This is a genomic window from Shimia haliotis (assembly GCF_900114415.1).
In the GTDB taxonomy this organism is placed as follows: domain Bacteria; phylum Pseudomonadota; class Alphaproteobacteria; order Rhodobacterales; family Rhodobacteraceae; genus Shimia; species Shimia haliotis.
In genome coordinates this window covers 485,300-510,148 of the sequence record NZ_FOSZ01000002.1, presented here as the reverse complement: position 1 = coordinate 510,148, position 24,849 = coordinate 485,300, and the positions used below count along the sequence as shown (strand labels likewise).

At 58.8% G+C, this 24,849-nt stretch carries 25 protein-coding genes; 16 read left to right on the top strand and 9 right to left on the bottom strand.

Annotated features, from left to right (window positions below; genetic code table 11):
- Positions 1-34 precede the first annotated feature (34 nt).
- A complete protein-coding gene (locus tag BM069_RS07890) occupies positions 35-646 on the top strand; it encodes an SOS response-associated peptidase (protein ID WP_093322577.1) in 612 nt (203 codons plus the stop codon).
- Between the two features lie 50 nt (positions 647-696).
- Here BM069_RS07890 and BM069_RS07885 read toward each other — a convergent pair whose 3' ends face one another.
- On the bottom strand, positions 697-903 hold the full coding sequence (locus BM069_RS07885) for a cold-shock protein (RefSeq protein WP_093322574.1): 207 nt from the start codon (positions 901-903) through the stop codon (positions 697-699).
- Between the two features lie 442 nt (positions 904-1,345).
- Here BM069_RS07885 and BM069_RS07880 point away from each other — a divergent pair, with 442 nt between their 5' ends.
- Positions 1,346-2,668 (top strand): NAD(P)-dependent oxidoreductase, encoded by a 1,323-nt coding sequence (locus BM069_RS07880; protein WP_093322571.1) that lies wholly within the window; start codon positions 1,346-1,348, stop codon positions 2,666-2,668.
- Between the two features lie 14 nt (positions 2,669-2,682).
- Positions 2,683-3,987, top strand: a complete 1,305-nt coding sequence (preA, locus tag BM069_RS07875) for an NAD-dependent dihydropyrimidine dehydrogenase subunit PreA (RefSeq protein WP_093322568.1) — start codon at positions 2,683-2,685, stop codon at positions 3,985-3,987.
- A gap of 286 nt (positions 3,988-4,273) precedes the next feature.
- On the opposite strand, the gene BM069_RS07870 is transcribed toward preA, so the two are convergent.
- Together BM069_RS07870 and BM069_RS07865 are read right to left on the bottom strand one after the other, a co-directional pair.
- Entirely contained in the window at positions 4,274-4,891 is a 618-nt protein-coding gene (locus tag BM069_RS07870) for a TetR family transcriptional regulator C-terminal domain-containing protein (RefSeq protein ID WP_093322565.1), read from the bottom strand.
- A gap of 82 nt (positions 4,892-4,973) precedes the next feature.
- Positions 4,974-5,582, bottom strand: coding sequence for a TetR/AcrR family transcriptional regulator (locus BM069_RS07865; protein ID WP_244503563.1), 609 nt, complete (start codon positions 5,580-5,582; stop codon positions 4,974-4,976).
- Between the two features lie 202 nt (positions 5,583-5,784).
- On the opposite strand from BM069_RS07865, the gene BM069_RS07860 reads away from it, so the two are divergent.
- From BM069_RS07860 to trxC, 7 genes are all read left to right on the top strand, one after another.
- Positions 5,785-7,035 (top strand): Zn-dependent hydrolase, encoded by a 1,251-nt coding sequence (locus BM069_RS07860; RefSeq protein ID WP_093322560.1) that lies wholly within the window; start codon positions 5,785-5,787, stop codon positions 7,033-7,035.
- A gap of 107 nt (positions 7,036-7,142) precedes the next feature.
- Positions 7,143-8,600 (top strand): dihydropyrimidinase, encoded by a 1,458-nt coding sequence (gene hydA / locus BM069_RS07855; RefSeq protein WP_093322558.1) that lies wholly within the window; start codon positions 7,143-7,145, stop codon positions 8,598-8,600.
- Between the two features lie 81 nt (positions 8,601-8,681).
- Positions 8,682-9,461 carry an ABC transporter ATP-binding protein gene (locus tag BM069_RS07850; RefSeq protein WP_093322555.1) on the top strand — a complete coding sequence of 260 codons (780 nt, stop codon included), beginning with the start codon at positions 8,682-8,684 and terminating at the stop codon, positions 9,459-9,461.
- A 30-nt stretch (positions 9,462-9,491) separates the two neighbouring features.
- Positions 9,492-10,364 (top strand): ABC transporter permease, encoded by an 873-nt coding sequence (locus BM069_RS07845; protein ID WP_093322552.1) that lies wholly within the window; start codon positions 9,492-9,494, stop codon positions 10,362-10,364.
- Entirely contained in the window at positions 10,364-11,209 is an 846-nt protein-coding gene (locus BM069_RS07840) for an ABC transporter permease (protein ID WP_093322549.1), read from the top strand. Before BM069_RS07845 ends, BM069_RS07840 begins: the two co-directional genes overlap by 1 nt.
- Positions 11,210-11,319: 110 nt before the next feature.
- A complete protein-coding gene (locus tag BM069_RS07835) occupies positions 11,320-12,309 on the top strand; it encodes an ABC transporter substrate-binding protein (protein WP_093322548.1) in 990 nt (329 codons plus the stop codon).
- A 128-nt stretch (positions 12,310-12,437) separates the two neighbouring features.
- Positions 12,438-12,869 carry a thioredoxin TrxC gene (gene trxC / locus BM069_RS07830; protein ID WP_093322545.1) on the top strand — a complete coding sequence of 144 codons (432 nt, stop codon included), beginning with the start codon at positions 12,438-12,440 and terminating at the stop codon, positions 12,867-12,869.
- A gap of 8 nt (positions 12,870-12,877) precedes the next feature.
- Here trxC and BM069_RS07825 read toward each other — a convergent pair whose 3' ends face one another.
- Positions 12,878-14,029, bottom strand: a complete 1,152-nt coding sequence (locus tag BM069_RS07825; RefSeq protein ID WP_093322543.1) for a geranylgeranyl reductase family protein — start codon at positions 14,027-14,029, stop codon at positions 12,878-12,880.
- Positions 14,030-14,117: 88 nt separating this feature from the next.
- Between BM069_RS07825 and BM069_RS07820 the strand changes: the two genes are divergently transcribed.
- Both BM069_RS07820 and BM069_RS07815 read left to right on the top strand, forming a co-directional pair.
- Complete coding sequence (locus BM069_RS07820; RefSeq protein WP_212611520.1) at positions 14,118-14,531, top strand: acyl-CoA thioesterase; 414 nt, start codon at positions 14,118-14,120, stop codon at positions 14,529-14,531.
- Between the two features lie 117 nt (positions 14,532-14,648).
- Positions 14,649-14,999, top strand: coding sequence for a BrnA antitoxin family protein (locus BM069_RS07815; RefSeq protein WP_093322862.1), 351 nt, complete (start codon positions 14,649-14,651; stop codon positions 14,997-14,999).
- Here BM069_RS07815 and BM069_RS07810 read toward each other — a convergent pair.
- From BM069_RS07810 to BM069_RS07800, 3 genes are all read right to left on the bottom strand, one after another.
- The gene (locus BM069_RS07810; protein ID WP_093322537.1) at positions 14,978-15,196 is read right to left on the bottom strand and encodes a hypothetical protein; all 219 of its coding nucleotides are present in this window, start codon (positions 15,194-15,196) and stop codon (positions 14,978-14,980) included. The genes BM069_RS07815 and BM069_RS07810 overlap by 22 nt on opposite strands.
- Positions 15,197-16,188: 992 nt before the next feature.
- Positions 16,189-17,844: an energy-dependent translational throttle protein EttA gene (gene ettA / locus BM069_RS07805; protein ID WP_093322535.1), complete on the bottom strand. Its 1,656-nt coding sequence runs from the start codon at positions 17,842-17,844 to the stop codon at positions 16,189-16,191.
- Between the two features lie 231 nt (positions 17,845-18,075).
- A complete protein-coding gene (locus tag BM069_RS07800) occupies positions 18,076-18,951 on the bottom strand; it encodes a helix-turn-helix domain-containing GNAT family N-acetyltransferase (protein ID WP_093322533.1) in 876 nt (291 codons plus the stop codon).
- A 108-nt stretch (positions 18,952-19,059) separates the two neighbouring features.
- Between BM069_RS07800 and BM069_RS07795 the strand changes: the two genes are divergently transcribed.
- A complete protein-coding gene (locus BM069_RS07795) occupies positions 19,060-19,659 on the top strand; it encodes a nicotinate-nucleotide adenylyltransferase (protein WP_093322531.1) in 600 nt (199 codons plus the stop codon).
- Here BM069_RS07795 and BM069_RS07790 read toward each other — a convergent pair.
- Complete coding sequence (locus BM069_RS07790) at positions 19,656-20,501, bottom strand: DMT family transporter (RefSeq protein ID WP_093322528.1); 846 nt, start codon at positions 20,499-20,501, stop codon at positions 19,656-19,658. The genes BM069_RS07795 and BM069_RS07790 overlap by 4 nt on opposite strands.
- Before the next feature lie 96 nt (positions 20,502-20,597).
- Between BM069_RS07790 and dacB the strand changes: the two genes are divergently transcribed.
- Both dacB and BM069_RS07780 read left to right on the top strand, forming a co-directional pair.
- Positions 20,598-22,088 (top strand): D-alanyl-D-alanine carboxypeptidase/D-alanyl-D-alanine endopeptidase, encoded by a 1,491-nt coding sequence (gene dacB, locus BM069_RS07785; RefSeq protein ID WP_093322525.1) that lies wholly within the window; start codon positions 20,598-20,600, stop codon positions 22,086-22,088.
- Between the two features lie 59 nt (positions 22,089-22,147).
- Positions 22,148-22,633 carry a P-loop nucleotide/nucleoside kinase family protein gene (locus BM069_RS07780; protein WP_244503562.1) on the top strand — a complete coding sequence of 162 codons (486 nt, stop codon included), beginning with the start codon at positions 22,148-22,150 and terminating at the stop codon, positions 22,631-22,633.
- Positions 22,634-22,709: 76 nt separating this feature from the next.
- On the opposite strand, the gene BM069_RS07775 is transcribed toward BM069_RS07780, so the two are convergent.
- Positions 22,710-22,916 (bottom strand): cold-shock protein, encoded by a 207-nt coding sequence (locus BM069_RS07775; protein WP_093322523.1) that lies wholly within the window; start codon positions 22,914-22,916, stop codon positions 22,710-22,712.
- Positions 22,917-23,193: 277 nt separating this feature from the next.
- On the opposite strand from BM069_RS07775, the gene BM069_RS07770 reads away from it, so the two are divergent.
- Positions 23,194-24,810 (top strand): ATP-binding protein, encoded by a 1,617-nt coding sequence (locus tag BM069_RS07770; protein ID WP_244503561.1) that lies wholly within the window; start codon positions 23,194-23,196, stop codon positions 24,808-24,810.
- Positions 24,811-24,849 lie beyond the last annotated feature (39 nt).

Below are 24,849 nucleotides of genomic sequence, written 5' to 3'. Positions count from 1 at the left end.
AGGCAAACTCCGCAAGGGTTATTAGGCTTGTCCAATGCCCGGACGTTTTTTCCTTGAAACACCGATGCCCGTCGTTGCGGAGTGGATCGGTGCGGACGCAGCTTCGGTTGCGGATGAGCCGCCGCGCCGCAACATTGCCCCCGGACAAGAGACCGTGTGTCTGACCAGCGATGGGTTTGAGCGGATGCGTTGGGGCATTGTGCCTGTGGGGCGCAAGAATGCGCGGGGGCGGCCGGTGATGGAGACCATTGTCAACGCGCGCTCGGAAACGGTTTTTGACAAGTCAGCATTTGACGGCGTTGGACGGGCGGTGGTGATCGTGGACGGTTGGTATGAATGGACCGGTGAGAAACGGCGCAAGACCGCGTGGCGGATTTTTGGCGCAGAGCCATTGATCTTTGCGGCGATTACAGATGTCTGGACCGCACCTGGCGGGCGGCGCGTGCCTCAGGTGGCGACAGTCACATGTGAGCCAAATGCCGATGTGGCGCCTATCCATCATCGCATGGGGGTTTTGTTGCGCCGCCACGATGTGCCGGTTTGGCTGACTGGCAGCGAGAAAGAGGTCACACCTCTGATGTTTCCCTGGCCGAAGGGGCGGCTAACTGTCGAGGTCGCAAGCGATGTTGATTGGCACGGCCCATAGAAAAAGGCGACCAAATGGCCGCCTCTTCGGGTTCGCCACGTGATCAAGGATCACAGTAGCGAGAGATCAGTCGCGTTCTGGCGGCCATCGCGGCCTTCCTGCAATTCGTAGCTGACCTTCTGGTTGTCCGCGAGGCCGGTCAGACCGGAGCGCTCAACTGCGGAAATGTGCACAAACACGTCTTTGCCACCCTCGTCAGGTGCGATAAAGCCGTAGCCTTTGGTGGTGTTGAACCATTTGACGGTGCCAGTTGCCATCGTTCTTCTCCTTGTTTGTGGCAGTCCGCGACATGCGACGCCCCGGCGGGTATTCTGATCGAGAGCCTGTGCCGGATAGGAGCAGATGGTCGATAATAGAAACTTCGCGCCTTTATGAGACCAAAGGAAAAAAAGAAAGCAAGAAAGATTCTGGGGCGGACGCGGATTCCGGGTAAAAAACGGGTGAATTTCATGATTTTGTCACCTGATCAATGGATTGCGCATCACAGGCATGATCTCGCAGGCTGTCAGAAATGACAGTCAATCGGTTCGAGGTGGTGCAATTACAGCCTTGCCAGAAAACCAACCAAGCCCCGAAATTTGCGCTGAAATTTTGGGCGTCGAAATTCTTTTGACCCTTCGGTAAAATTTTTTATTGATCGGTCAAAAGACCTGTGCAAGCCTGACCTCAATAGCCAAACAAGGTGTATGGGGAGGTATTATGTCCAACACACCGTTCAGCGAAGGTATCCAGTCGGGACGTTTGAAGCCTGCGGAACTGACCGAGAACTTTGGGGATATTCATCCCCGTTTCGACGAGCACGAGGCGCTGGTGGCAGCGGATCGTTGCTATTTTTGCCATGATGCACCGTGTATGACGGCCTGTCCGACGGACATCGATATTCCGTTGTTCATCCGCCAGATCGCCACCGGCACGCCGGAGGCAGCCGCAAAGACGATCTTTAGCCAGAACATTCTGGGCGGCATGTGCGCGCGGGTTTGTCCGACGGAGACTCTTTGTGAAGAGGTCTGTGTGCGTGAAGTGGCAGAGGGTAAGCCGGTGGAGATCGGCCGGTTGCAACGCTTTGCGACGGACAAGCTGGTGGAAACGGGTGAGCATCCCTTTGAGCGTGCTGAAGCTACCGGCAAGAAAATCGCGGTGGTCGGCGCCGGGCCTGCCGGTCTTTCGGCGGCGCACCGTTTGGCGGGCTATGGTCATGACGTCACAGTCTTTGACGCACGGTCCAAGGCCGGCGGCCTCAATGAATTTGGCATCGCAGCCTATAAATCGGTCGACAGTTTCGCGGAACGCGAAGTGGACTGGTTACTGAAAATCGGTGGCATCACTGTTGAGACCGGCAAGAAGCTGGGCGACGGGCTGTCACTCGCCTTTTTGCAGGCAGATTACGATGCGGTGTTTCTTGGCATCGGCCTTGGCGGTGTGAACGCGCTGGGCGTGGATGGCGAAGACAAAGACGGCGTGGACGACGCGGTCGATTTCATCGCGGACCTGCGTCAGGCCAAAGATCTTGGCGACTTGCCAATTGGTCGCGACGTTGTCGTGATTGGCGGCGGCATGACGGCTGTGGACGCGGCGGTGCAGGCGAAACTGCTGGGAGCGTTGAACGTGTCGCTGGTGTATCGCCGTGGCAAGGACCGGATGAATGCGTCCGAGTTCGAGCAGGATCTGGCGGCCTCCAAGGGTGTTCGGATCATCACCAACGCCTCGCCCAAAGCGGTGATTGGCAATGGTGCTGTGCGCGAGATCGAGTTTGAATACACGGATGATGATCTGAAACCGACAGGCCAGACTGTTTGCCTTCCGGCAGATCAGGTGTTCAAAGCCATTGGTCAGACGCTTGAGGGCGACGGCCTGCCGGAGCTTGAGCGTGGTAAGATCAAGGTGGATGGCACGGGCCGGACCTCGGTTGACGGTATCTGGGCTGGCGGAGACTGCGCCACAGGTGGCGATGACCTGACCGTGACGGCCGTGGCCGAAGGGCGCGACGCCGCCGAAGACATCAACGCCGCGTTGTCGGCGTAAGGGGAGATAAGCAAATGGCCAATCTCGAAAGTGATTTTGTAGGGATCAAATCCCCCAACCCGTTCTGGCTGGCGTCTGCACCGCCTACGGACAAGGAATACAACGTGCGCCGCGCGTTCGAAGCAGGCTGGGGCGGCGTTGTCTGGAAAACCCTTGGGTCGGAAGGGCCGCCAGTGGTGAATGTGAACGGGCCGCGTTATGGCGCGATCCACGGCGCGGACCGGCGCCTGTTGGGGCTGAACAACATCGAGTTGATCACCGACCGGCCCCTTGAGGTGAACCTTGAGGAAATGGCGCGGGTGAAGCGGGATTATCCCGATCATGCGGTGATCGCATCTGTCATGGTGCCTTGTGAGGAAGAAGAGTGGAAACGCATTCTGCCGATGATCGCAGAAACCGGTTGTGACGGCTTTGAGCTGAACTTCGGCTGCCCGCACGGCATGGCAGAGCGTGGCATGGGGTCGGCTGTCGGGCAGGTGCCAGATTATATCGAAATGGTGGCGCGCTGGTGCAAAGAGGCAACTGATCTGCCGGTGATTGTGAAGCTGACGCCGAACATCACCAACATTCTCTATCCTGCCGAAGCCGCGCTGCGCGGCGGAGCGGATGCGGTGAGCTTGATCAACACCATCAACTCGATCACCTCGGTCAACTTGGACGCTATGAGCCCCGAGCCAATGATCGACGGCAAAGGCACCCACGGCGGGTATTGCGGACCGGCGGTGAAGCCGATTGCCATGAATATGGTGGCCGAGATTGCACGCAATCCAGAGACCGCGCGCCTGCCGATCTCGGGCATTGGCGGCATTACCACATGGCGCGATGCGGCGGAGTTCATGGCGCTGGGTGCGGGCAACGTACAGGTCTGTACGGCGGCAATGACTTATGGCTTCAAGATCGTGCAAGAGATGATCTCGGGCCTAAGCCAGTGGATGGATGAGAAGGGTTATGAAAGCACCGCCGATTTTGTTGGCATGGCGACGCCGAACGTGACGGATTGGCAGTATCTCAACCTGAACCACATCACCAAAGCCGAGATCAATCAGGACGATTGCATCAGCTGTGGCCGCTGCTACGCGGCCTGCGAAGACACCTCGCACCAGGCGATTGCCATGTCTGAGGATCGCGTCTTCACGGTGAAGGATGACGAATGCGTTGCCTGTAACCTCTGCGTCAACGTCTGTCCGGTTGAGGGGTGCATCACCATGCGCACGCTGGATGCCGGCGAGATGGATGAGCGCACCGATACACCGGTGGCTGCGGAATACGGCAACTGGACCACGCATCCAAACAATCCGATGGCCAAGGCCGCGGAATAATCATACCGCAGGAGGATTAGTTCCCCGCCTGCATCAGGGTGCTCTCCCGCTCCTGAGAAAACCCCGTCGCGCATTGCTTCCTGCGGCGGGGTTTTTCTATGATTTTGGAATAGAGAGGGGCCAGCCCCTCACGCACTGCGTTGCCGTGCGCTCACCCCGGAGTACTTGGACAAGAAAGAAGCTATTTGTTCAAAAACACCTGAAGGCTCAGTGTCAGTTGTGCCGGACCCAACGACTGTCTTCACCCGCTGGGCAACGACAGATGGCGAGAGCGTTTGGCAGAAAATCAGGGTGTCAGAAGCTTGGTGAATAGCTGCACCAGATAACTGTCGGCGCTGTCCAGAATGTCTTCGTCCGTTGGCACCAGAACCTGAACCTGCGCATCAAAATCGGCGTAGTGCTGGGTGGTCGACCAGATCGAGAAGATCAAGTGGCGCGGGTCGACCTGCGCGAGTTTGCCCTGCGCGACCCAGCCCCTGATCACTGCGGTTTTGCGTTCAAATAATGGCTTGAGGCCGGTTTCCAGATGCGGGCCCATCCGCGGCGCACCTTGCAGGATTTCATTGGCAAACAGCCGGCTTTCGCGCGGGAATTCGCGGGTCATTTCCAATTTGCGGTGAACGTAGGCGAGGATCTCTTCGAGCGGATCGCCGTCGGGATTCATATGTTCCAGAGGATCAAGCCATGTTTCCATTAGCGTGTTCAACAGCTGGACATGAATGTCTTCCTTGCCGTCGAAGTAATAAAGGATGTTCGGCTTTGACAGGCCGGCGGCCTCTGCAATCTGATCCAGAGTGGCGCCGCGGTATCCGTGGCGCGAAAAAACGTCCAGCGCGGCGTCCATGATAATCTTGCGATTGCGTTGCTGGATGCGGCTCGGTTTGCGTGCGGGGGCCTCGGTCATATTTCACCTTCTTTGGGCGGTCTTGCGCAGGCTAGAGTAGCGCGGGGCGGTCTGTCCAGATCAACAGAGTGCGGAATGCGCGTCAGGAGAGATCATTTGCGCCTATGCCGTTGAGAATGATGCGTTTTACATTGGCTTTGGCCGCGTCCCACTGAGCGTCGGTCAGGGGGGATGCGCCGTTCAGGGTTTCAATCTGATGGCCGAAGTCAGCGTAGTGTTGGGTGGTGGCCCAGAGCATATAAAGCAGGTGCCGTGGATCAACCGGATCCATGCGTCCTTCGGCAATCCAACGTTCGATCACAGCGATCCTGCCGTTGGTCCAGTCCGTCAGCGTGGTCTCGAGATAGTCCTGAATGACCGGCGCGCCATGCATGACCTCGGCGGCCCAGACTTTGGAGCCTTCGGGATGGCGGCGCGAGATTTCCATTTTGGCGTCGATATAGGCACCGATTCCCTCTGCGGGCCCGTCGGCCTGATCAAAGATATCGGCGGCCTGAAGCCAGATCTGGAAGATGTTTTGCACGACTTGCCGATACAGGTTTTCCTTGGTCGGAAAGTAGTAATGCAGGTTCGCTTTGGGCAGGCTTGCAACATCGGCAATCAGTTGCATGGTGGCCCCGCCAAACCCCGCTTCGGCAAAGACTTTTTCGGCTGCTGACAAAATAAGCGCCTCTGCTTCTTGGCGGCGCATTTTTTTGCTGCTGGCTTTGGCGGGAGAAGATTGTTGATCGGGCATCAAATCCGCTTTGTTAAAAAATCTTGACCGGTTGGTCAGGCTGTGGTCGTCTGAACTTGACCATACGGTCAGGATGGCCGTGAGATCAAGAGCCCCGCCAGCGAGGGACCGTTCCGCGAGGAACAGGACCCCGGGCCAGACATAGGGAGTGAAAGCAATGGGTGCACCTGGTGAGAACCTGAAGGTGAACGCGGACCGGCTGTGGGACAGTCTGATGGAAATGGCCAAGATCGGCCCCGGCGTGGCGGGCGGCAACAACCGCCAGACCGTGACGGATGAGGACGGGGAAGGCCGCGCGTTGTTTCAGTCGTGGTGCGAGGCCGTGGGCTGCACCATGGGGCTTGATCAGATGGGCAATATGTTTGCACAGTATCCGGGCACGGACCCTGATGCGTTGCCGGTTTATGTCGGCTCGCATTTGGACACGCAGCCAACGGGCGGCAAGTATGACGGCGTGCTTGGCGTGCTGGGCGGTCTGGAAGTGCTGCGCACGATGAAAGACCTTGGCATCAAGACCAAACACCCGATTGTTGTGACCAACTGGACCAACGAAGAAGGCACGCGGTATGCGCCAGCGATGCTGTCCTCGGGGGTGTTTGCGGGCATTCACACGCAAGAGTGGGCTTATGACCGTGAAGATGCCGAAGGGCTGAAGTTTGGCGATGAGCTGGCTCGTATCGGCTGGCGTGGCGACGAAGAAGTGGGCGCGCGCAAGATGCACGCCATGTTTGAGCTACACATTGAACAAGGCCCGATTTTGGAAGCGGAAGGCAAGGACATTGGCGTGGTCACCCACGGTCAGGGTCTGAGCTGGACGCAGGTCACAATCGAGGGCAAAGACGCGCATACGGGGTCGACCCCGATGAAGATGCGCAAGAACGCCGGGCTGGGGATGGCCCGCATTCTTGAAAAAGTCGATGACATCGCATGGAGTCACGCGCCGGATGCGGTGGGGGCAGCAGGGCACATCGACGTCTATCCCAATTCGCGCAACGTGATCCCGGGCAAGGTGGTGTTCACGGTTGATTTCCGCTCGCCGAACTTGTCGGTGATCGAAGACATGGAAGCGCGGCTGCGTGTCGAAGGGCAAAAGATCGCGGACCAGATGGGTCTGTCGATTTCCTTTGAAAAGGTTGGCGGCTTTGACCCCGTTGAATTTGACGAGGGCTGCGTGACAGCAGTGCGCAATGCGGCGGAGCGATTGGGGTATAGTCACACCAACATCATTTCCGGTGCGGGGCATGATGCCTGCTGGATCAATCAGGTCGCGCCGACCGCGATGATCATGTGCCCATGTGTAGACGGGCTGAGCCACAACGAAGCCGAGGAGATTTCCAAGGACTGGGCGGCGGCAGGGACCGACGTTCTGTTGCACGCGGTGCTCGAGACCGCGGAGATTGTGGAGTGACGGCCAAGGCTGGGGGCGCTGCCCCCAGACCCCCGAGGTATTTTTGGCAATAGGAAGCTAAAGCAGGTTTGGCGCGGCGACGCCTTTAAGAATTAGGGAGTGGATGAATGGCGACGAAGGTTATCAAGAACGGCACGGTTGTGACGGCGGATCTGACCTATGAGGCGGATGTGTTGGTCGAGAATGGTGTGATCATCGAGATTGGCAAGGGCCTGAAGGGCGATGAGGAGTTGGACGCGACCGGTTGTTACGTGATGCCGGGCGGGATTGACCCGCATGTGCATCTGGAAATGCCGTTCATGGGCACCTATTCCAGCGATGATTTCGAGAGCGGCACACGCGCGGGTCTTGCAGGCGGCACAACGATGGTGGTGGATTTCTGTCTGCCCAACCAAGGCGAGAGCCTAATGGATGCGATCAAGCGCTGGGACAATAAATCGACCCGCGCGAACTGTGACTACTCCTTCCACATGGCGGTGACATGGTGGGGCGAGCAGGTTTTCAACGACATGAAAACCGTGATCGAACAGCGCGGCATCAACACATTCAAACACTTCTTGGCCTATAAAGGCGCGTTGATGGTGAATGATGATGAGCTATTTGCGTCGTTCAACCGTCTGTCAGAGCTGGGCGGCATTGCGATGGTGCATGCCGAGAACGGTGATGTGGTTGCAGAAATGACCGCGAAGCTTCTGGCGGAGGGCAACACTGGGCCCGAGGCGCATGCCTATTCGCGTCCTTCGCAGGTTGAGGGCGAAGCCACCAACCGTGCGATCATGATTGCTGATATGGCGGGCGTGCCGCTTTACGTGGTGCATACGTCTTGTGAAGAGGCGCATGAGGCCATTCGTCGGGCGCGGATGCAGGGCAAACGCGTTTGGGGCGAGCCGCTGATCCAGCACCTGACGCTGGATGAGAGCGAGTATTTCAACTCCGATTGGGACCATGCCGCGCGGCGTGTGATGAGCCCGCCGTTCCGCAACAAGAAACATCAGGACAGCCTGTGGGCGGGTCTGCAGTCGGGCAGCCTGAGTGTGGTGGCAACCGATCACTGTGCCTTTACCACCGAGCAGAAGCGCTTTGGGGTTGGAAACTTCAGCCAGATTCCGAATGGAACTGGCGGCCTTGAGGATCGGATGCCGATGCTGTGGACGCAGGGTGTTGCGACGGGGCGCCTGACGCCGAATGAGTTTGTCGCCGTAACCTCGACCAATATTGCGAAAATCCTGAACTGCTATCCCAAGAAAGGTGCAGTGCTGGTGGGCGCAGATGCAGATTTGGTTGTCTGGGATCCTGAAAAATCCAAGACAATCTCCGCAAACAGCCAGCAGTCTTCGATTGACTACAACGTGTTTGAAGGCCACGAGGTCAAGGGCCTGCCGCGCTTCACTTTGACCCGTGGGCAGGTGGCGGTACATGACGGTGAAATCCGGACACAAGAAGGCCACGGCAAGTTTGTTTCACGCGAAGCCAATACAACCGTGAACAAAGCGCTGAGCACCTGGAAAGAGCTGACGTCTCCGCAGCCCGTGAAACGGTCGGGCATTCCAGCGACAGGGGTGTAACCTCCCGAAAGCACACAGAGGGCGGCCGAGGCGGGCGCCCTCAGATACACTAAGCCCGCGCAGCGGGAACAGAGAGCCAAGATGAACGACACAGTCATTTCAGCCAAGAACCTGAGCCTGACGTTTCAGACAAACGACGGGCCTGTGCACGCGCTCAAGGATGTGGACCTTGAGATCAACAAGGGGGACTTTGTCTCCTTTATCGGGCCTTCGGGGTGCGGCAAAACCACGTTCCTGAGGTGCATGGCCGATCTGGAGCAACCCACGGCGGGTGACATCACCGTCAACGGTGTGAGCCCCAAAGCAGCGCGGGAGGCACGGGCCTATGGGTATGTGTTCCAGCATGCCGGCCTTTATCCGTGGCGCACGATTGACGGCAATATCCGTTTGCCGCTTGAAATCATGGGCGTGGACAAGGCCGAACAGGACGCGGCGGTACAGGAAGTGCTTGAACTGGTGCATCTGGAAGGGTTTGAGAAAAAATACCCTTGGCAGCTGTCGGGTGGGATGCAGCAGCGGGCGTCGATTGCGCGGGCACTTGCGTTTCATGCCGATATTTTGTTGATGGATGAGCCTTTCGGAGCGCTGGATGAGATCGTGCGCGATCACCTGAATGAGCAGTTATTGGATTTGTGGGCGCGGACCAACAAGACTATCGGATTTGTGACGCACTCGATCCCCGAGGCCGTGTATCTGAGCACCAAGATTGTGGTGATGAGCCCGCGTCCTGGTCGCATCACGGATGTGATTGAGAGTACTTTGCCAAAAGAGCGGCCTTTGGACATTCGCGACAGCCCTGAGTTCATCGAAATTGCCCATCGCGTGCGTGATGGTCTGCGGGCGGGGCATGGCGATGACTAAGTTCGTTGGGATTTGCGCTGAGGTGGCGCGATGAGAAATCTTTTTCCAATCCTCACCGTCGTCGCCGCTATTTTCGCGCTTTGGTACGCGGGCTCGGTCGTGTTGAATGCGCCTTGGGCCTATGACAAGGCCGAGCGGGCGGGTGTGGAGTTGACCACCAAAGAGCTTATTGCTGACACGATGAGCCAGAAAAAACCCAAACTGCCGCCGCCGCATCAGGTGGGCGCGGAAATCTGGAAAACCACTGGCGCGATGGTTGCCAAGGGGCGCGCTTTTTCCAAGCGGAGCTTGATTTATCACAGCTGGATCACCCTGAGTGCCACGCTTCTGGGGTTCGCGCTGGGCACTGGGTTCGGCATTATTTTGTCTGTTGGCATTGTCTACAACCGGTCCATGGACATGAGCGTTATGCCTTGGGTGATTGCGTCCCAGACCATTCCGATCCTTGCGATTGCGCCGATGATCATTGTGGTTCTGAACGCGGTGGGCATTTCGGGGTTGCTGCCGAAGGCGGTAATTTCGATGTATCTGAGCTTTTTCCCTGTTGTTGTCGGCATGGTCAAAGGCTTGCGCAGCCCCGATCACATGCAGGTCGACCAAATGAAAACATGGAATGCCTCCCGTGCGCAGGAATTCTGGAAGCTCCGTCTGCCGTCGTCGATGCCGTTCCTGTTTCCCTCGCTGAAAGTGGCGATGGCGGCCTCATTGGTTGGGGCCATTGTGGGTGAATTGCCGACAGGGGCCGTGGCCGGTTTGGGCGCGCGTCTGTTGGGTGGAAGCTACTATGGTCAAACGATCCAGATCTGGAGCGCGCTGATCACGGCTGCGGTTCTTGCTGCGGCATTGGTGGGGATCATCGGAATGATCCAGAAGGTGGTTCTCAAGCGGATGGGGATGGCGTGATGGCGTGGCTGATTGCAGGGTTTGTATTCTGGCTCGCGGCATGGCGGGTGAACGTTTGGCTGTCCTCCATGCCCGGAACCCGCACGACGGCGTTGCTGGTGCCAACACTTTTTGGCGTGACGATCATCGTGATCTGGGAATGCGTTGTGCGTGGGTTAGAGATCAATCCCGTTCTTTTGCCGGCCCCTTCCGCGATTGCGGTGACATTTGCCACGTCCATCCCGACACTTTGGGCGGACTTTGTGCAGACCGCGATCAAGGGCGCATTGTCGGGCTATGTGATTGGCTGCGGCGCGGCGTTCCTGACCGCGATTGCGATCGACCGCTTCCCGTTCTTGCAGCGCGGGCTGCTGCCGGTGGGCAACTTTGTCGCTGCGCTGCCGATCATTGGTATGGCGCCAATTATGGTGATGTGGTTCGGGTTTGACTGGCAATCCAAGGCTGCTGTGGTGGTGATCATGGTGTTTTTTCCAATGTTGGTGAACACGGTTGAGGGGCTTCAGGCCACGGATCACATGCAGCGCGATTTGATGCGGACCTATGCGGCGAGTTATCGTCAGACATTGATGAAACTGCGTCTGCCTGCGGCTATGCCGTTTGTCTTTAACGGCCTGAAAATTTCAACAACGCTGGCCCTGATTGGGGCCATCGTGGCCGAGTTTTTTGGCAGCCCGATCAAAGGCATGGGGTTCCGCATCTCGACCGAAGTCGGGCGGCTGGCGCTTGACATGGTCTGGGCCGAGATTGTGGTGGCCGCATTGGCGGGATCATTGTTTTATGGTGGTGTCGCATTGTTGGAGAAAGTGGTGACTTTCTGGCACCCTAGTCAAAGGAAGTCGCGATAGAGCCATTGAATTTCAAGACCATCCGGGGAGCGGGTGGGTTTGTTAAAAAGGCGTCGCAAAAAGACGGCGCAAAAACAAAAACAATCAAAACAACAGCTAGGAGACTGAAAATGAAAACATTTATCAAAACAGCCCTCGCCAGCGCAGCGGTACTGGCCGCGGGTGTTGCACAGGCCGCAGACGATGTGACGCTGCAACTTAAGTGGGTCACGCAAGCTCAGTTCGCGGGCTATTATGTGGCACAAGACAAAGGCTTTTACGAAGAAGAAGGCCTGAACGTGACGATCAAGCCGGGCGGCCCTGACATTGCGCCCGCTCAGGTGATCGCGGGTGGCGGTGCAGACGTGGTTCTGGACTGGATGCCGTCCGCTCTGGCGAGCCGCGAAAAAGGTCTGGCGCTGGTGAACATCGCACAGCCGTTTAAAAGCTCTGGCATGATGCTGACTTGCCGCAAAGATGCGGGCATTTCCTCCCCCGAGGATTTCGCGGGCAAAACCTTGGGCGTCTGGTTCTTTGGCAACGAATATCCGTTCTTGAGCTGGATGAGCAAACTAGGCCTGGCAACCGACGGTTCTGATGGTGGTGTCACCGTTCTGAAGCAAGGCTTTAACGTTGATCCGATCCTGCAAGGCCAAGCGGCTTGCGTGTCGACCATGACCTATAACGAATACTGGCAGATCATCGATGCGGGCCTGAGCCCCGACGATCTGGTGGTGTTCAAATATGAGGATCAGGGCGTCGCAACGCTGGAAGACGGCATGTATGTGATGGAAGAAAACCTGTCCGATCCGGCGTTTGAGGACAAGATGGTGCGTTTCGTGCGCGCGTCCATGAAAGGCTGGAAGTGGGCCGAAGCGAACCCCGAAGATGCGGCGATGATTGTTCTGGACAATGACGCAACTGGCGCGCAGACCGAAGAGCACCAGATCCGCATGATGGGTGAAGTTGCCAAGCTGACCGCAGGGTCCAACGGCGCGCTTGATCCGGCGGACTATGAGCGCACCGTGGGCAGCCTGATGTCCGGTGGTTCCGATCCTGTCATCACCAAGATGCCGGAAGGCGCGTGGACCCACGCGATCACCGACAAAGCATTGAACTGATTTTAGAAATCAGACCTGAGTGGGGAAGGCCGGACGTCACGTCCGGCCTTTTTCATTGCCGATGCGGACTTCACATTTGTGGCGACGAATATATATGACAGGCGGAATGTGAGAAAAGGACGAGGCCTATGAGCGGCAAAAAACTCACCTGTTTTGACTGTGGCCAGATCAATCGCGTGCCCTATGACAAACTTGGCGCGGAGCCGAAATGCGGCACCTGCGGCGCGGGGTTGATGAGTGGCAAAGTCGCGGAGGTTGACCTTGCCACGTTCGAGAAGGCGACCCGAACGGATGACGTGCCGCTGGTGGTGGATTTCTGGGCGCCGTGGTGCGGGCCGTGCAAACAAATGGCGCCGCAGTATCAGGCGGCAGCGCAGGAGTTTAAAGGTACGGTGCGGATGGTGAAGTTGAACACCGAGGCGCACAAAAACGCGGGTGCAAAATATCGCATCAAGGGGATTCCTACACTGGCCGCCTTTGCAAATGGTAAAGAGCGCGCGCGGCAGGCCGGTGCGATGCCCAAATCGGCAATCGTTAACTGGGTGAAACGGTCGGTTTGAGCCGCAAATCAGGTTCTGAACCGGTTGAGCAGATAGCGGGGCAGGCGGGCGAGAACGCTGCGCGCCAGCTCTGGATATTCAAGTTCGCCAGCCAGAAGGCGCATGTACATGACGCGCACGGTGCCGGAACGACGGAAGGTTCGGGTGAAGGTGCCTTGCCAGCGCGGTGCGAAAATGATGCGCCGTAGGGTGCGGGCGATGCGCAGATTCTTGTGAATCTCGCGCAGCCCTTTCTGATGCCGGACAAGCGCGGTGTCGGGGGCATTCGCGGCCAGCGCATCCAGCGCGGATTGCGCCGCGATCTGTCCGCTTTTCATGGCGAAAGCAATGCCTTCACCGGTGATGGGATCGACCAGACCTGCCGCATCTCCGGCGAGGAGAATATTGGCCCGCCCGGGCGTGGGGCGGAAGTCGCCGAAGGGGAGGTGATGGCCTTTGAATTTGATCGCGTCAGGATCCAACCCCAGCGTCTCAACATAGCGCCGCATGTGGCCTTTCATGTCGGGATTGGGCGCGCGCAGCCCGCCCACGCCAACGGTGGTGGAGTGGCGCTTGGGGAAGGACCAGCCATAGCCCCAAGTGGCCACTCCGAAATCGATGCGAAGGGGATGTTGCTCCGGTGCCTGGGTCTCTGACGGAACCTCGATTTCAAGACCGAACCCGATGGTTTGGGTGTCAAAAGCGGAGCCAAAGAGGTGCTTGGCAACGATGGAATTAACGCCATCCGCGCCAATCAAAATTGGTGCGTCAAGTGTCTCTCCGTCCTTAAAAGACACCGATTTGTCAGTGATTTGAGAGATCGCGCGTCCAGAGAAGTTGACCGCGCCTGCGGCCAGCGCGTGACCAAACAGGGTGGCGTCCAGATCCAGCCTCATGGTCAGGTGCAGCGGCGGGACATCGTTCAGGACTGCCAGTTCCGCGCCGTCGTGCCAAAAGGCGATATCAGTGCGGGTGACAGCGCGGGAGAGGTCGAAATCCTGCCCGAAAATCTCTTGATAGTAGGTGCGGCTGCGCTCGGTAAAAAGGCCGCCGCACAGCTTGTTGCGAGGGAAGGTGGCCTTGTCGATCAAGGCAACCCGCGCCCCGCCTTTGGCGGCCCAGACGGCGGCGGCGCTGCCTGCGGGACCGGCGCCGATAATGATGATGTCGAAACTGGACATGGTCACTCCCTGCTATGCGTGGTTCTAACAGCTTTCGCGTGCGAGGCCAGAGGGTTACGATAGGGCAACAAGATCGAAAGGAATGACCATGGTTGAGCAACTGGACGAGAAGCGGCCCGACGGTGAGGCGACGTTGCGTGTGTCGGCGATGCCAAGGGATGTGAACATCAACGGGGACATCTTCGGGGGCTGGGTTCTGAGCCAGATGGATTCCGCTTCCGGCATCGTGGCCGGTCAGCGGGCCAAGGGGCGCGTGGCCACTGTTGCGGTGGATGCGATGAAGTTTATCCGGCCGGTGAAAGTTGGAAATATTCTGTGTGTCTGGGCTTGGGTGGAGCGGATCGGTCGGAGCTCGATGGCGGTGCGGATCGAGGCCTGGGCGTTCCGGCACCGGCGCGGAGTCTATGAGAAAGTGACCGAAGCGGTGTTCACCTATGTGGCGATCGACGAGGATGGAAACCCGCGTCCGGTTCCGCCCGAGGATGAGTCCTGGCCAGGCTGAAAACGGCTGTCTGCAACGCGTCGGTATTTTGTCGGTATTGCGTCGGTGTGGCCGCGCGATGCTGTGACGTATGGTTAACGGGGCAATGGCAGGGTGTTGGGCAAAGGAGATTTTGCCATGGCCACACCACGCCCCCGAACCAAAACCCAACGGCTTGCCCGCGAGAAGCTGGCGCGCAATTTGCTGGTGCTGAATTCCGAAAACTGGCTAAGTGCAGCGCTGCGCGAGGATGTGCCGGAGGCGTGGCACACGCTGGAGCTTGATCTGGATGTGGAGGAGCCCAAGGAGAAGGTGACGCTCTATCTGGATCGGTCGGTGGCAAAATTCTACCGCGCCATGGGCAAGGGGTATCACGCGCGCATCAACCGGTTGTTGGCGACATGGGTTCAGATGAAAATTTCCGAAGAGGTGCGGCTTGATCGGGCGATCGACGCGCGGTTGGCGGATCAGGCCTCGTTCATGCCATAGGCCGAGTCTTCGTCCTGATGGGCTTTGCGCAGGTTATGCAGAGCATAGGCCAGTAGGCCGACGAAGAAGGGGATGACGAGCGAAAATGTGCAATAGGTGCCGAAGGCCTGCCAAAGCGAGGCGCCGTGGAACAGCGTTTGTACCGCGGCCACGATGAGGCCGAGGAAACTTCCGACAAAGAACAGGATCAGGGCCATTGGAGGGACTCCGCCTTTGGGTGATTGCACCCGTTAACTCTGATCCTGAAATAGGGCGGAAATGGGGCGCTGGCGAGGCGAGGCTGTGCCGAGGTGGGGGGAGTGGCAGGAGGTTGCCGGTTTGGGTGTGGGGGTGGCGTGTTTCGGCCGGATTGAGGGCGATATGGCGTTTTGGAACTGACGTGTTGGCCTGCGTTGGAGACTTTGAAGTGAGGAAAAACTAGGAAGGGCGGCGTTGCCGCCGCCCAACATCACAGAAAAAGTCCTATGATTGTTAGAATGAGTGCCACGGTGCCGATGATATCGGCGTATGAAACTCGCCCTTCCAATTTGAATGATAACCGCATTGGCCTAAGCCTCCGGCGATGTTCATCCGGATGAACGTTAAAAGACGCTCAGTTTATATCCCGCCATTACGTTGACGGCTTGTGGAATTCCCTATGATCACTCAGGGATCCCGTTCGATGCTTGTCCAACAGCGTGCGTTGTTGGGGCAGCTTAGCCAAATCATGCTGGATCCGGCATTCGCTGCAAATAGAGTTTCCCTGTCACCTTTCCAGCGGTAGTTCGTACTCAGCATAAATCGCCTGCTGTGGGGCCGCTGCTGGAGCTGTAGATCGAGAAACCCTGCATATGGTCTAACGTGATTCTCTGGATGCGAGAACTTGTCGCACATATAATTTGTGGTGAATGGGGTGGGTGTCGCAAAATGTTGTATGAACTGCGGCGGAGAAGATATGCGCGTCTGAACCGAGGGCGGAACCGAACGCGCCCGCCCGTGGGGGCGGATCGGACGCGTAAGCCCGCTTTGCGGGCTTTGGGGTGGAGAAATGTGGGTTGGTGAAAAAAACACCCGCGCCGGGACGCGGGTGTTTTTGGGTCACTCAGCGATCACGTGCTGCCTCACCGAGGTGCGTACGGGTTATTGGCTGCGCCAAAACCCTGCCACGCACTCCTTGACCCCAAACGGAATCCCAAAAAGCTCACTCGCGTTAGCGAGTGAACTTTTTGTGCTTCAGACGTTTGGGCTCGAGCGCATCAGCCCCCAAACGGCGTTTCTTGTCTTCTTCGTAGTCCTCAAAGTTGCCTTCGAACCATTCCACATGGGCGTCGCCCTCAAAAGCGAGCATGTGGGTGCAGATGCGGTCGAGGAAGAAGCGGTCGTGGGAGATCACCACGGCGCAGCCCGCGAAATCGACCAGCGCGTCTTCGAGCGCGCGGAGGGTTTCCACGTCCAGATCGTTGGTCGGCTCATCCAGCAGCAGCACGTTGCCGCCTTCCTTGAGCAGGCGCGCCATGTGGACACGGTTGCGTTCACCACCCGACAGCAGGTTCAGCGGTTTTTGCTGATCGCCGCCTTTGAAGTTGAACGATGAGCAATAGGCGCGGGAGTTGACCTGAGCGTCGCCCAGTTCGATGATTTCCGCGCCGCCGGAGATCGCTTCCCAAACGGTGTCTTTGTCGTTCAGGTCGTCGCGGCTTTGGTCGACGTAGGACAGTTTGACGGTGTCGCCATATTCCACGGAGCCCTCGTCGGGCTGTTCCTGACCGGTCAGCATTTTGAAGAGCGTGGATTTACCGGCGCCGTTGGGGCCGATCACGCCGACGATGCCGCCCGGCGGCAGGGAGAATTCGAGGTTCTCGATCAGTTGCTTGTCGCCGTAGTGTTTGGAGAGGCCGGAGACCTCGATCACTTTGGAGCCAAGACGCGGGCCGTTGGGGATCACGATCTGGGCGCGGCCAACTTTTTCGCGCTCGGACTGGTTGGCCATTTCGTTATAGGCCGAGATACGGGCCTTGGATTTGGCTTGGCGGGCTTTCTGACCCTGACGCATCCATTCGAGTTCGCGCTCCAGCGTTTTCTGCTTGGATTTGTCCTCGCGGGCTTCCTGCTCCAGACGTTTGGCTTTCTGTTCCAGCCATGCGGAATAGTTGCCCTCGTAAGGAATGCCCTTGCCGCGGTCCAGCTCGAGAATCCAACCGGTGATGTCGTCGAGGAAGTAGCGGTCGTGGGTGACGCAGAGGATGGTGCCTTTGTAGTCGATCAGGTGCTGTTGCAGCCAAGCGATGGTTTCCGCGTCGAGGTGGTTGGTGGGTTCGTCGAGCAGCAGCATATCGGGCGCTTCGAGCAGCAGTTTACAGAGCGCGACGCGGCGGGCCTCACCACCGGAGAGGTCTTCGATGCGGGCGTCATCGGGCGGACAGCGCAGGGCCTCCATTGAGATGTCGACCTGGCTGTCGAGATCCCAGAGGTTTTGGGCGTCGATGTCGTCTTGCAGCTTGGCCATTTCCTCGGCGGTTTCGTCCGAGTAGTTCATCGCCAGCTCGTTGTAGCGGTCGAGAATGTCTTTCTTGGCCTTCACACCCAGCATGACGTTTTCACGCACATTGAGGGTTTCATCCAGCTTCGGCTCCTGCGGAAGGTAGCCGACCTTGGCGCCTTCTGCTGCCCACGCTTCACCGGTGAAGTCCTTGTCTAGACCGGCCATGATTTTCATCAGGGTCGATTTACCGGCGCCGTTGACGCCGACCACGCCGATTTTAACGCCCGGAAGGAAGGACAGGTGGATGTTTTCAAAGCATTTCTTGCCACCGGGGTAGGTCTTGGACACACCCTGCATGTGGTAGACGTATTGATAGGCTGCCATTGGGACGACTCCGTCATGGGGAAACTAGGTTGGCAGAGGTGATAGCGGAGTGGGCGGAGAGGGGCAATGGAGGTTGATGAAGGGACCGCCCCGAGGGGCGAAGCGCCCGCGCTTTTGCCAGAGGTAAACCTTCGGTTTGACGGGGCGGTTCGCCTTTCGGGACATTGCTGCACAATGCCCTGTCGGCCAGTGGGCGCTGGCAAAATCTGTGATTTTGCTTTGGCGGTATTTTTACACAGCTCTCTCAAAGAAATGCGTCGGATAGGGGTCGTCGTTGAAACGTTCGATCCGGGTCCAGCCGGAGGTTTCATAGAGCCGCACGGCCTCGGGCAGGTCAGCATGGGTGTCGAGCCGCAAGAGCGTGATGCCGAGATCACGGGCGGCCGCCTCGACCTGTTCCATCATGCGTTTGGCCAAACCCAAACCGCGCGCGGAGGGTGCGATCCAAAGACGTTTGATTTCGGCGTAGCCTTTGTCGGTGCCTTTGAGGCCGACACAGCCCAAGGGCAGCCCGTCTGACATGGCCAGAAGGAAGGTGCCGCGTGGGGCCATCATGTCGGTGGCGTCGGGGTCGGCGGAGAGGTTCACGTCAAACCCGATGTCGATGCGGCGGTCGAGTTCGGCGTAGTATTCATGCAGGCAATAGAGCGCGGTTTCCGAGCGCGGATCCACTTGTTCAAAGGTGATGTCATCGCGGCCCAAGGCGCTGGCGATTAAATCCATGGCCTCGAGCAAGGCCTCGGCGCGGGGGTGGCGGGACAGGGTGGCGTTGGCCTGTGCATCGGACAGCGCATTGTAGGCGGCGTATTCAACGCGGCCTGCTTCGGTGAGTTTGGCAATGCGGCGGCGGCCATCGGTTTCGTCTTTTTCCAAAGTGACCATGCCTTCGTCTTGCAGCGATTTCAAAAAACGGCTGAGCAGGGTTTTGTCGAGCCCCAAATAGGCGCGGATCGTTTCGAGCTCGGCACCGTCGGAGCCAATGGCGTGCAGCACGCGGGCAGGGCCAAGAGGGCGGCCACGACCCAGATAGCTTTGGTCCAGAATGCCGGTTTCGCGTACAACAGCGCGGTTAAAGCGGCGGATGCGGGTGATCGGATCAATTGTCATTTTGTTTACCTTAGTCAACTTTAATAGTTTGCATAAGTCAACTAAGTGGGGAGGTCAAGACGGAATTGCCGGTTGACAGGGGGCGGAGGCGCGGCAAGAAACTCCTTTATGCAGAACGGCTTGCCATATGCGCCGCGCGGTCGGGTTGTCGGCCTTTTGGGAGGATCGTTTGATCCGCCTCACAGCGGGCATGTGCATATCACGCTTGAGGCGATGAAGCGGTTCGGGCTGGATGAGGTCTGGTGGCTGGTCAGTCCGGGCAATCCGCTCAAGGATCGTGGGCCAGCTGCGCTTGGGCGGCGGATGGCGGCGGCGCGGGCGCTGGTGGATCATCCGCGCATCAAGATCAGCGATTTTGAGAGCCATGCGGGCACGCGGTATACGGCCGAGACCATCATGGCGTTGCAGGCGTTAAACCCTGAGACACGGTTTGTCTGGTTGATGGGTGCGGACAATCTGGCGCAGTTTCACCGCTGGAAGGATTGGCGCGAGATCATGGCGCGGGTGCCGGTCGGGGTTCTGGCACGTCCGGGGGACCGGATGGCGGGGCGCACCGGCAAGGCCGCGCAGGTGATGCGTCCTGCACGCTTGCATCCACGGGCGTCGCGTCTGTTGGGACGCAGCGAAGCGCCGGCGTGGTGTTTTGTGAACTTGCCGATGACTGACGCGAGTTCGACCGAGATCCGCGCCAAGGGGCGCTGGAGCTAGGGACGCGACAGGCGGGCGGAGGCGAGGCCAGCCGTGGCGATCAGCGCGAGGCCAGCCCATGTGAGGGCGTCGGGGAACTCCGCAAAAATGAGCCAGCCAAGCGCGACCGCTGAGGCGAGTTGAAAATAGACGTAGGGTGCAAGCTCGGAGGCGTTGCCGCGCATGTAGGCGTAGATCAGGAGCAGGTTGCCAAGGCCGGAGAAGGCAGCGGAGGCAAAGGTGAGGCCTGCGATTTCACCGGTCATTTCGGGGATTGCGGTCACAGCGAAGGGGGTGAGGGCAATAGCTCCGAGGCAGAGTTGGGTGAACAGAAGGTTTCCCGGACGGGCGGCGGTTGCGAGCCAGCGCGAGGCGGTGAGAAACGCGCCGTAAAACAGGCCTGCCAGCACGGCAAAGCTGCGGCCTGTGGTCAGGATCGGGGCCTCGCCGCCGATGGCGGGGCGCACGACAAGCAAAACCCCAACAAAGCCAAGGCCCATAAGCGCCGCGCGGGGCACTGTAACACGCTCGCCAAGTAGGAACGCGGAGAGGGCGAAGCTGAAGATCGGGCCGATGAAGAAGGCAGCAAAGACATCCGCCAGAGGCGCGTGTTGCAACGCGGTCTGAATGGAGGTGATGCCGCCGACCAGCAGGAGCGCCCGCAGCCAGATCCGCCAGTCGGTCATGTGGCGGAGCGTGTCGGCCCGCACCAGCGGAAGCGCCAGAAGCGCGCCGAGCGCAAAGCGCGACCACGCCACAAAGAGCGGGCTGAGGCCGTGGTTTTGCGTCATGAGTTTGCCCGCGGCATCCCCTGCAGGGATCAGCGACATCGCAAGAAACATGAGGGCGGGCAATCTCCACATGGGCGCAGGCCTAGCACGCCAGTTCACGGAAATAACAGGGGAAATAGCGTGTCTAGACGCTTGAAACAGGGGCAAGGGCGCGCGTAGTGTGGCCACATGACCAAAGGTATTTCGAGGCGTGCGTTTTTGAGTTTGGCGGCGGCAGGGTTTGCCGCGCCGGTATGGGCCAATCCGCCTGCGAAATCCCTGAGGCCTGTGCTGCGGCCTAAGGGACTTGGCAAAGTCAGTGCGCCGGGCATTGATACCCTTGTGCGGAACGCCAAAGTGAGCGGAAAACTCAGCGTGGCTGTGGCGCGCGTGGGTTCTGGCGAAGTCTTGGAGAGTTTCGGGGCGCAATCAGCACAACCTCCTGCGAGTGTGGCGAAGGCGCTGACGGCGCTTTATGCGTTGCATTATCTGGGTGGTGGGCACCGGTTTCAGACCAAGGTAGTGGCAACGGGACCAATCAAGAACGGTGTTGTACAGGGCGATCTGGTGTTGCGTGGTGGCGGAGATCCTACGTTGGACACCGACGGGTTGGCGGATCTTGCGCGGACACTGAAAGCGACCGGCGTGAGGGGCGTTTCGGGGCGGTTTCTGGTCTGGGGCGGTGCGATGGCGCAGGTGGCGCGCATTGATCGCAAACAGCCGGACCATGCGGGATACAATCCGGCGGTGTCGGGGCTTTCGCTGAACTACAACCGTGTGCATTTTGAATGGAAGCGCAGCGCCAGTGGCTATGTCACCACCATGGACGCGCGCACAAATAAATATCGCCCAGCGGTGAGCGTGGCGAAGATGAAAGTCTCCAACCGCGATTTGCCGGTCTACACCTATAAGGCGGTGGGCAAGGAAGATCACTGGACCGTGGCGCGGTCTGCTTTGGCCAATGGCGGGGCGCGGTGGTTGCCGGTGCGACAGCCCGAGCTTTATGCCGGAGACGTTTTTCGCACGATGGCACGGTCCCACGGCATTCAGCTTAAGGCGCCCAAAATCACACAATCGGCGCCGCGCGGGACGGTGATGGCGACGCATCAGAGCCCCGACTTGCGCACGATCCTGAAGGGCATGTTGAAGTATTCAACCAACATCACTGCCGAGATGGTCGGCATGGCGGCGAGCCATGCGCGCGGGGCGCAGGTGGGCAGTCTGAAGGCGTCGGCCAATGCGATGAACGCGTGGGCCGCCGAAACGCTGGGCATGCGCCATGCCGCTCTGGTGGATCACTCGGGGCTGGGCGAGGCGTCGCGGATGCGGGCGGACGAACTGGCGTCGGTGCTGGCGCGCGCCGGACAGCATGAGGTGCTGAAACCAATCTTGAAAGACATCGCGCTGCGAGATGGAAACGGGCGTGTGAACAAGGCGCATCCGCTCAAGGTTAAGGCCAAGACCGGCACGCTGTATTTTGTCAGTGCGCTGGCGGGGTATATTTCAGGGCCGAACAACACCGAGCTGGCGTTTGCAATATTCGGCGCTGATGTGGACGCGCGGGCGCGGTTGATCGGCCCGGATCGCGAAAGACCTAAGGGATCACGCACGTTCAACAGCCGGTCCAAGAAGCTGCAGCAAAAGCTGATAGAGCGTTGGGCTGCGGTCTATCGGGCCTGAGGCGGTGAGGATCGGGATGCGCAGCGGAGCCTTTGCAGAACAAGTCGGGAGCGCGTGGCGTGGTTGAGGAACGATTGCATTTGCTGTGCGGCAAACCCGCGGCGGGCAAGTCGACATTGTGCGCGCAGCTTGTGCGCACGGCCGGCGCGGTTGTGATCTCGGAGGATGCGTGGCTGGCCGCGTTGTTTGGGGATCAGATGGCGTCGCTGAAGGATTTTGTGCGCTGTTCGCAGAAAGTCCGCGATGTGGCGGGGCCGCATGTGGTGGACCTGCTTCGGGCAGGGGTGACGGTTGTTTTGGACTTTCAGGCCAACACAGCAGAGAGCCGCGCGTGGATGCTGGGGCTGGCGCGGCAAGCGCAGGTGCAGGCGGTGTTGCACCATCTGGATGTGCCAGATGCGGTGTGCAAAGCGCGGCTGACGGCGCGCAATGCGTCGGGGGCGCATCCGTTCTCGGTCAGCGAGGCGCAGTTTGACAAACTGTCAGCGCATTTTGTGCCACCATCACCGGATGAAGGATTCCGGTTGGTTGTGCATTCCATTTAGTGGGTAGAGACAAAAAAACGGCCCGCGATTGGCGGGCCGTTTTCAAATCAGTGGTGCGCAATGCGCACGTGTTGGCTTATGCCAGCTCGATGTTTACCGCAGATTCGCGGCCGTCGCGGCCTGCTTCTACGTCAAAGGTCACTTTCTGGTTGTCTGCCAGGCCAGTCAGGCCGGAGCGCTCAACAGCGGAGATGTGTACAAACACGTCTTTGCTGCCACCTTCAGGTGCGATGAAGCCGAAGCCTTTGGTAGAGTTGAACCATTTTACGGTGCCGTTGGCCATATCCGTAGTCTCCAATTTTAATGCTGCCCACACGATGCGGCAGCCTGGCGCGGTAGGTCTGGATCGAGAGACTGAGCGCCGTGTGAAGGGAGACAGTGGTCGAAAAAGAAAAACGTTAGCAACCGCTACATAGTGGGGCATGTCGCAAATTGAAAGGGGGCAGCGCCAAAAGAGCAAACAGGCGCCTCCGCGCGCTTTGTGAAAGGTTTTTCTAACTTGTTGGTTTTAAGCGTCTTAAGGGCATCTCTCCCCCGGAGTTTGGCAGATGGAGAAAATCGTGCGCGAACAACCTCTTATTGATCCCATCGACGTGATGGAGGCGGTACAGCTTTCGATCTTTTGGATTCGCGTCGCGGAGGACGGATTGCCGCGATATATTTCGATCAACTCTGTGGGGCGTGAGTGGACGGGGCTGACGTCGGAACAGATCCCAGGCAAAACCGCGCTCGAACTGTTTGGCGGTGAGACCGGTCGGGCCGCGTTGAAGAAGCATCAAGCGGTTGTCGAGGCGGGACGGCCGATTTCCTATGAGGTCACAATTCCCTTTGCGCAGGACTTTGGCACCATGCGAACCAGGTTGGTGCCGTTTCTGGATGCGGAGGGCAATGTCACGCATTTGATTGGCTCCTCGATGGACATCACATCGGAAAAGGAGCGGGATGCGGCGTTGGAACTGACCAAACTGGCAAAGGAAGAGGCGGAGGCGGCCAGCAGGGCCAAGGAGCAGTTTCTTGCCAATATGAGCCATGAAATCCGCACGCCAATGAACGGGATCATGGGGATGTGCGAGCTGTTGCGGGAAACTGCCCTGGACGCCAACCAGTCGCTTTATGCAGACACGATTTTCAGCTCTGCCAATGCGCTTTTGGACATCATCAACGATGTTCTGGATTTTTCAAAGATACAGGCAGAGAAGCTGACTTTGCAGGAGGCGCCGTTTTCCCTGCGCGATGTGGTGACGGAGACCGTGACATTGTTGCGCCCCGGAGTGGAGCGCAAGGGCGTTGAGCTTGTGATGGATTATAGCGCGCAAACGCCCAGCCTGTTTGCCGGAGATCGTGGGCGCGTGCGCCAGATATTGACCAACCTGCTGGGGAATGCGGCCAAATTCACCGAGGCGGGCAGCGTGAAAGTTGCGGTGCGCTATTTGCGGGACCGGGTTGAGACCCCATTGGAGATTTCCGTAACCGACACGGGGCAGGGCATTGCGGCTCAAGACCTGCCACATATTTTCTCGGCCTTTGAGCAGGTCGACCGGCCGGAAGTGAGAAACGGCGAGGGCACCGGCCTTGGGTTGGCGATCACCCGCGCGCTGGTGGAGCAGATGAACGGCGAAATCTCGGTAGACAGTCAGCTGGGGGAAGGGTCGACCTTTGTTGTGCGGCTGAATTTGCCAGCGCTGGAGACCCATGACGATATCGGGCGCGAAATGGCCGATCCCGAAGTGATGCAGACCGCCGCGGACAGCGCCCCAGTGGAACTGGCGCAAGCCCAAGCCGACTCTGTGCCTTCGGCGTCACTTGCGGGCAAGCGCGTGTTGGTTGCTGAAGACAATCGCACCAATCAGATGGTGGTACGCAAGATGTTGGAGAACACGGGCGCCGAACTGGTGATGGTCGACAATGGAGCGGCGGCGCTTGACGCCTATATGGCTCTGGACTGTGATCTTGTGCTGATGGATTTGTCGATGCCGGTCATGGGCGGTCTGGAAGCCACGCGCCGGATTCGCGACTTTGAGCAACAGGCCGGCAAAGACGCGGGGCGGATTGTGGCGTTGACGGCAAATGCCCACCCCAAAGATGCGCAGGATTGTCTGGCAGCGGGAATGGACGCGTTTCTGAGCAAGCCGTTTCGCAAAAGCGATCTGTTCAAGGTGTTGTGCGGCCATGCCTGAGGTGGCCGCGAAGGTGCGCGGGGGCCGCGCACCTTGGGC

What these genes read in the sequence shown, in the direction of transcription:
- BM069_RS07795 (WP_093322531.1), top strand. Translation starts at nt 19,060, where the DNA reads ATGCAGAACGGCTTGCCATATGCGCCGCGCGGTCGGGTTGTCGGCCTT.
- BM069_RS07870 (WP_093322565.1), bottom strand. Translation starts at nt 4,891, where the DNA reads ATGACCGAGGCCCCCGCACGCAAACCGAGCCGCATCCAGCAACGCAAT.
- trxC (WP_093322545.1), top strand. Translation starts at nt 12,438, where the DNA reads ATGAGCGGCAAAAAACTCACCTGTTTTGACTGTGGCCAGATCAATCGC.
- dacB (WP_093322525.1), top strand. Translation starts at nt 20,598, where the DNA reads ATGACCAAAGGTATTTCGAGGCGTGCGTTTTTGAGTTTGGCGGCGGCA.
- BM069_RS07790 (WP_093322528.1), bottom strand. Translation starts at nt 20,501, where the DNA reads ATGTGGAGATTGCCCGCCCTCATGTTTCTTGCGATGTCGCTGATCCCT.
- BM069_RS07810 (WP_093322537.1), bottom strand. Translation starts at nt 15,196, where the DNA reads ATGGCCCTGATCCTGTTCTTTGTCGGAAGTTTCCTCGGCCTCATCGTG.
- BM069_RS07800 (WP_093322533.1), bottom strand. Translation starts at nt 18,951, where the DNA reads ATGACAATTGATCCGATCACCCGCATCCGCCGCTTTAACCGCGCTGTT.
- hydA (WP_093322558.1), top strand. Translation starts at nt 7,143, where the DNA reads ATGGCGACGAAGGTTATCAAGAACGGCACGGTTGTGACGGCGGATCTG.
- BM069_RS07850 (WP_093322555.1), top strand. Translation starts at nt 8,682, where the DNA reads ATGAACGACACAGTCATTTCAGCCAAGAACCTGAGCCTGACGTTTCAG.
- BM069_RS07775 (WP_093322523.1), bottom strand. Translation starts at nt 22,916, where the DNA reads ATGGCCAACGGCACCGTAAAATGGTTCAACTCTACCAAAGGCTTCGGC.
- BM069_RS07840 (WP_093322549.1), top strand. Translation starts at nt 10,364, where the DNA reads ATGGCGTGGCTGATTGCAGGGTTTGTATTCTGGCTCGCGGCATGGCGG.
- BM069_RS07835 (WP_093322548.1), top strand. Translation starts at nt 11,320, where the DNA reads ATGAAAACATTTATCAAAACAGCCCTCGCCAGCGCAGCGGTACTGGCC.
- BM069_RS07865 (WP_244503563.1), bottom strand. Translation starts at nt 5,582, where the DNA reads ATGCGCCGCCAAGAAGCAGAGGCGCTTATTTTGTCAGCAGCCGAAAAA.
- BM069_RS07890 (WP_093322577.1), top strand. Translation starts at nt 35, where the DNA reads ATGCCCGGACGTTTTTTCCTTGAAACACCGATGCCCGTCGTTGCGGAG.
- BM069_RS07820 (WP_212611520.1), top strand. Translation starts at nt 14,118, where the DNA reads ATGGTTGAGCAACTGGACGAGAAGCGGCCCGACGGTGAGGCGACGTTG.
- BM069_RS07885 (WP_093322574.1), bottom strand. Translation starts at nt 903, where the DNA reads ATGGCAACTGGCACCGTCAAATGGTTCAACACCACCAAAGGCTACGGC.
- BM069_RS07860 (WP_093322560.1), top strand. Translation starts at nt 5,785, where the DNA reads ATGGGTGCACCTGGTGAGAACCTGAAGGTGAACGCGGACCGGCTGTGG.
- BM069_RS07880 (WP_093322571.1), top strand. Translation starts at nt 1,346, where the DNA reads ATGTCCAACACACCGTTCAGCGAAGGTATCCAGTCGGGACGTTTGAAG.
- BM069_RS07825 (WP_093322543.1), bottom strand. Translation starts at nt 14,029, where the DNA reads ATGTCCAGTTTCGACATCATCATTATCGGCGCCGGTCCCGCAGGCAGC.
- BM069_RS07845 (WP_093322552.1), top strand. Translation starts at nt 9,492, where the DNA reads ATGAGAAATCTTTTTCCAATCCTCACCGTCGTCGCCGCTATTTTCGCG.
- preA (WP_093322568.1), top strand. Translation starts at nt 2,683, where the DNA reads ATGGCCAATCTCGAAAGTGATTTTGTAGGGATCAAATCCCCCAACCCG.
- ettA (WP_093322535.1), bottom strand. Translation starts at nt 17,844, where the DNA reads ATGGCAGCCTATCAATACGTCTACCACATGCAGGGTGTGTCCAAGACC.
- BM069_RS07815 (WP_093322862.1), top strand. Translation starts at nt 14,649, where the DNA reads ATGGCCACACCACGCCCCCGAACCAAAACCCAACGGCTTGCCCGCGAG.